Source organism: Stenotrophomonas maltophilia (genome assembly GCF_003970865.1).
Taxonomy (GTDB): domain Bacteria; phylum Pseudomonadota; class Gammaproteobacteria; order Xanthomonadales; family Xanthomonadaceae; genus Stenotrophomonas; species Stenotrophomonas maltophilia_AR.
In genome coordinates this window covers 1-4,357 of the sequence record NZ_RXLZ01000120.1, presented here as the reverse complement: position 1 = coordinate 4,357, position 4,357 = coordinate 1, and the positions used below count along the sequence as shown (strand labels likewise).

The window sequence follows — 4,357 nt, the reverse complement described above, 5'->3', positions numbered from 1 at the left end:
CCGCCAAGCGGCGTAGGGACTGCGGCGGCTGACGGTTGTGAAGAGGGCCAGCATTGGAGAAGTGGCCGGGGGGGGCGGCCAGGCCCGGGCCCCGCCGCTGGGCCGGGCCCGGCGCCCCCCACCGGCAACTTCGACAATGGCCGTGTCCTGGCCTACACCTGCCAGGGGTGCCATGGCATCACCGGCTACAAGAACGCCTACCCCAGTTACCGGGTGCCGAAGATCGGCGGCCAGACCCAGCAGTACCTGGCCCAGGCCCTGACCGAATACCGCCAGGGCAAGCGCCGGCATCCGACGATGCAGGCGCAGTCGATGAGTTTCAGCGAACAGGAGATCGCCGATCTCTCTGTTTACCTGTCCACCGTCAAGTAAGGCCCGCCCATGTCGAAAGCCGCGCATCCGATGCGTCACGCCATCGCCCTGTCCGTTGCCCTGCTGCTGGCCGCCTGCTCACAGTCGCAGGTGGAAAACAGCGAGAAATCCGCCGCCGACCCGGGCCATGCCAGCGGCGAACACGGTTCTTCGTCCTCTGCCGGCCTGCCGCCGGGCCGCGAGGCCGCCGGTGAAGCCCGCGCCAAGGTGAAGGGCAAGGCCACCAACCAGAGCTGCATCGACTGCCACGGGGCCGACGGCAATGCGCCGATCGATCCGACCTATCCGAAGCTGGGTGGGCAGTACGGTGACTATCTGGCCCATGCGCTGCAGGCCTACCGCGCCGGCGACCGCCAGCACATGCTGATGACGCCGCAGGCGAAGGACCTGAGCGATCAGGACATCGCCGATCTGGCGGCGTACTTCGGCAGCCGGCCGAGCCAGCTGCGGGATCTGCACGGGGTCAAATGACCGCCGGCCCCCGGTGGGTGCGGACCTTGGTCTGCACGGACCGTTGGTTGGTGGGTGTGGACCTTGGTCCGCACGGACCGTTGATTGGTGGGTGCGGACCTTGGTCCGCACGGATGCAGACATCCACGCATGGCGTGGATCTACTGCAGCCGGGCATGACCCGGCTCCCGCTCAGCCTTCCAGCTCTTCCCAGCGCGCGTAAGCGGCATCCAGTTCGGCCTGCACCTTGGCCAGCTGCTGGGTGTGCGCGGTCACTTCGGCGCTGCTGCGGGTGTAGAACGACGGGTCGTTCATCGCCGCGGTCAGGCCTTCGACATCGCCTTCCAGCTTCTCGATGGTCTTCGGCAGCTGCTCCAGTTCGCGCGCTTCCTTGTAGGCCAGCTTGCGCTTGGGCGCCGCCGGAGCAGTAGCCGTGGCGGCCGGTGCAGCTGCTGCCGGCTTGGCTGCCGGAGCCGCAGCAGGCGTCGCCACACTGGCTGCATAGCGCTGCCAGTCGCTGTAGCCGCCGACGTACTCACCGATCACGCCATCGCCTTCCATCACCAGCGTGGAGGTCACCACGTTGTCGATGAAGTCACGGTCGTGGCTGACCAGCAGCAGGGTGCCGGTGTAGTCGCCCAGCAGCTCTTCCAGCAGCTCCAGGGTTTCCACGTCAAGGTCGTTGGTCGGTTCGTCCATCACCAGCAGGTTGGACGGCTGCGCGAACAGCTTGGCCAGCAGTAGGCGGTTGCGTTCGCCACCGGACAGGCGGGTGATCGGCGCACGCGCACGTTCCGGGGTGAACATGAAGTCCTGCAGGTAGGCATGCACATGCTTGCGCTTGCCGTTGAACTCGAGGAAATCGCGGCCTTCGGCCACGTTCTCGATCGCGCTCCAGTCTTCGCGCAGCACCGCGCGGTACTGGTCGAAATAGGCGATCTGCAGGTTGGTGCCCGCATTGACCTCACCCTTGGCCGGCTGCAGTTCGCCCAGCAGCAGTTTCAGCAGCGTGGTCTTGCCGCTGCCGTTGGGGCCGATCAGGCCGATGCGGTCGCCGCGCAGGATGGTGGTGGAGAAATCACGGACCATGGTGCGATCGCCGAAGGCGAACGAAATGTCCTTGATGTCGATGACCTTCTTGCCCGAGCTGACACCCTGGGCCGCTTCCATCTTGACGTTGCCGCTGAGATCACGGCGTTCGGAGCGCTCGTTGCGCATCGCCTTCAGGCGACGCACGCGACCTTCGTCGCGGGTACGGCGGGCCTTGATGCCCTGGCGGATCCAGACTTCTTCCTGCGCCAGCAGCTTGTCGAAACGGGCATTTTCCTGCGCCTGCGCGTTGAGGCGTTCCTCGCGGCGGCGCTCGTAGTTGGCCCAGTCGCCCGGCCAGCTGGTGACCTGGCCGCGGTCGATCTCGACGATGCGGGTGGCCAGTGCACGCAGGAAGCGGCGGTCGTGGGTGACGAACACCACGCTGCCGCTCCACCCCTTCAGGAACGCTTCGAGCCAGTCGATGGCTTCGATGTCCAGGTGGTTGGTCGGTTCGTCCAGCAGCAGCACATCGGGGCTGGAGACCAGCGCACGAGCCAGCAGCACACGGCGCTTCATGCCGCCGGACAGGCGGCCGAATTCGGCCTCGCCGTCCAGATCGAGCTTGGTCAGCGTTTCGCTGACGCGCTGGTCCAGGCCCCAGCCGTTGGCGGCGTCGATCTTGGCCTGCACGTTGCCCAGGGCTTCACCGTCGAAGACCTCGGCATGGCTGAGGTGGTGGAATTCGGCCAGCCACTGGCCCAGTTCGCCGAGGCCATCGGCGACGACGTCGAACACCGAGCCGGCCGCGCCGTGTGGCACTTCCTGCTCCAGGCGGGTGACACGCACGCCCTGCTGCACGCGGACTTCGCCGTCATCGGGCTTGTGGTCGCCGGACAGCAGCTTGAGCAGGGTGGATTTGCCGGCGCCGTTGCGGCCGATCAGGGCGATGCGTTCGCCCGGCTCGATCGACAGTTCGGCCTTTTCCAGCAACAACGGGCCGCCGACGCTGAAGTCGACGTTCTGTAGGGTAATCAGAGGCATCCGGATATTGTACGGGTTGGGGGCGTCGGCCGGGTTGCACCCGGCACCCGCAGAGGCCACGGCCACAGCCAAAGCAACGTCAAAAGCTGGTTTCCTGTGGGATGGCGGGATGGGTCCGGTTGCGGGGGACGCCGTGAATACGTCCATGTAGGCTCGGTCGCCGCATCCATGCGGCTCACGCCCCCGCAACCGGACCCACCCCGCCTTCGACAGATTTCCGCGATCTGTCGGAACGGCATTCTGCTCTGGTGGGGGCCGACCTTGGTCGACACGGTAGATCCACGCCATGCGTGGATGAGCGCCACAAGAACTGTCGATGGATGGGGTCGACTGGGGTTCTGATGAATTACCCCACGTCCCCCAGCAACGCCTGCAACCCAGGCAGCCACTGCTTGCCGGGATGCCGTACCAGCCACAGCATGCGCTGCAGTGCCGGCAGCGGGGTGTCCAGCACGCGCAGGCGGCCGAGGGCCAAGGGTTCTTCCAGCGCGTGGCGCGAGAGGCAGGCCAGACCGAGGCCGGCGATGGCGGCCTGCTTGATTGCTTCGGTATTGCCCAGTTGCAGGGTCTGGGCGAAGCCGCGCAGGTGCGGCAGCAGGGCCTGTTCGACGGCTTCGCGGGTGCCGGAGCCGGGCTCGCGCAGCAGCCAGCGTGCGCGGCGCAGTTCGTCCAGCGACCAGCGAGCGGGGGCATCGGCGGCAGCCACGATCACCAGCGGGTCCTGCTGCCAGGCCGTGACCTGCAGACCGCGTTCGTGGCACGGGCCTTCGATCAGGCCGGCATCGACATCCAGCCGCTGTACGGCGGCAACCACGCCGGCACTGTTGTCGATGCGCAGGTCGACCTCGGCCTGTGGCGCCTGGCGCAGCAGTTCGGCAATGCGCGGCGGCAGCAGGTAATTGCCGATGGTGGTACTGGCGGCCAGCACCAGCCGCAGCGGTGCACCCTGCGACGGGTCGCCGCCGGCGGCCAGCTGCCGCTCCAGATCGGCGGCGTTGACCAGCAAGGTACGCGCCGGCTCCAGCAGTGCGCGACCGTGCCCGTTCAGCGCCAGGCGGCGGCCGATGCGGTCGAACAACGGGGTGCCGAAGTGGGCTTCCAGCTCCTGCAGGGCGGCGCTGCTGGCCGATTGCGAAAGCGCGATGGCCTGGCCGGCGGCGGTAGTGCTGCCGTGATCGGCGATGGCGACAAAGACCTGCAACTGGCGCAAGGTCAGGCGCATGGCACTTACCTTCTTGATGGGTAGGTTTCACCCATATTATTCGTTTTACAGGTCATCGTCCCGGGCGCACGCTTGCCCCCATCACTCCAGCCCTGCCCCTGTCCCTTATTCACATCTGAGCCTTCCGACGATCTTACCCCGGTAGATCTCGTGTGTCCGGGCTCCCGTAAAAACAAAAGAACAAAAAAAAAAATAATCAACCCAATATAGCCACACTGATTTTCCCAACACATTAATTTT

Annotated in this window: 4 protein-coding genes; 2 read left to right on the top strand and 2 right to left on the bottom strand. The window is 66.2% G+C overall.

Annotation, left to right across the window (positions count from 1 at the left end; all coding sequences use genetic code 11):
- Together EKL94_RS22790 and EKL94_RS21850 are read left to right on the top strand one after the other, a co-directional pair.
- Nucleotides 1–372: c-type cytochrome (locus tag EKL94_RS22790; protein ID WP_312023665.1), on the top strand; the 372-nt coding region annotated here is incomplete at its 5' end.
- Nucleotides 373–381: 9 nt separating this feature from the next.
- Nucleotides 382–843, top strand: coding sequence for a c-type cytochrome (locus EKL94_RS21850; protein ID WP_126930619.1), 462 nt, complete (start codon nt 382–384; stop codon nt 841–843).
- A gap of 171 nt (nt 844–1,014) precedes the next feature.
- Here EKL94_RS21850 and EKL94_RS21845 read toward each other — a convergent pair whose 3' ends face one another.
- Both EKL94_RS21845 and EKL94_RS21840 read right to left on the bottom strand, forming a co-directional pair.
- Nucleotides 1,015–2,895 (bottom strand): ATP-binding cassette domain-containing protein, encoded by a 1,881-nt coding sequence (locus EKL94_RS21845; RefSeq protein ID WP_126930618.1) that lies wholly within the window; start codon nt 2,893–2,895, stop codon nt 1,015–1,017.
- 346 nt (nt 2,896–3,241) lie between these two features.
- Complete coding sequence (locus EKL94_RS21840) at nt 3,242–4,117, bottom strand: LysR substrate-binding domain-containing protein (protein ID WP_126930617.1); 876 nt, start codon at nt 4,115–4,117, stop codon at nt 3,242–3,244.
- Nucleotides 4,118–4,357: the final 240 nt, after the last annotated feature.

Excerpts from the sequence above, each read along its gene's own strand:
- EKL94_RS21850 (WP_126930619.1), top strand. The coding sequence starts at position 382 with ATGTCGAAAGCCGCGCATCCGATGCGTCACGCCATCGCCCTGTCCGTT.
- EKL94_RS21845 (WP_126930618.1), bottom strand. The coding sequence starts at position 2,895 with ATGCCTCTGATTACCCTACAGAACGTCGACTTCAGCGTCGGCGGCCCG.
- EKL94_RS21840 (WP_126930617.1), bottom strand. The coding sequence starts at position 4,117 with ATGCGCCTGACCTTGCGCCAGTTGCAGGTCTTTGTCGCCATCGCCGAT.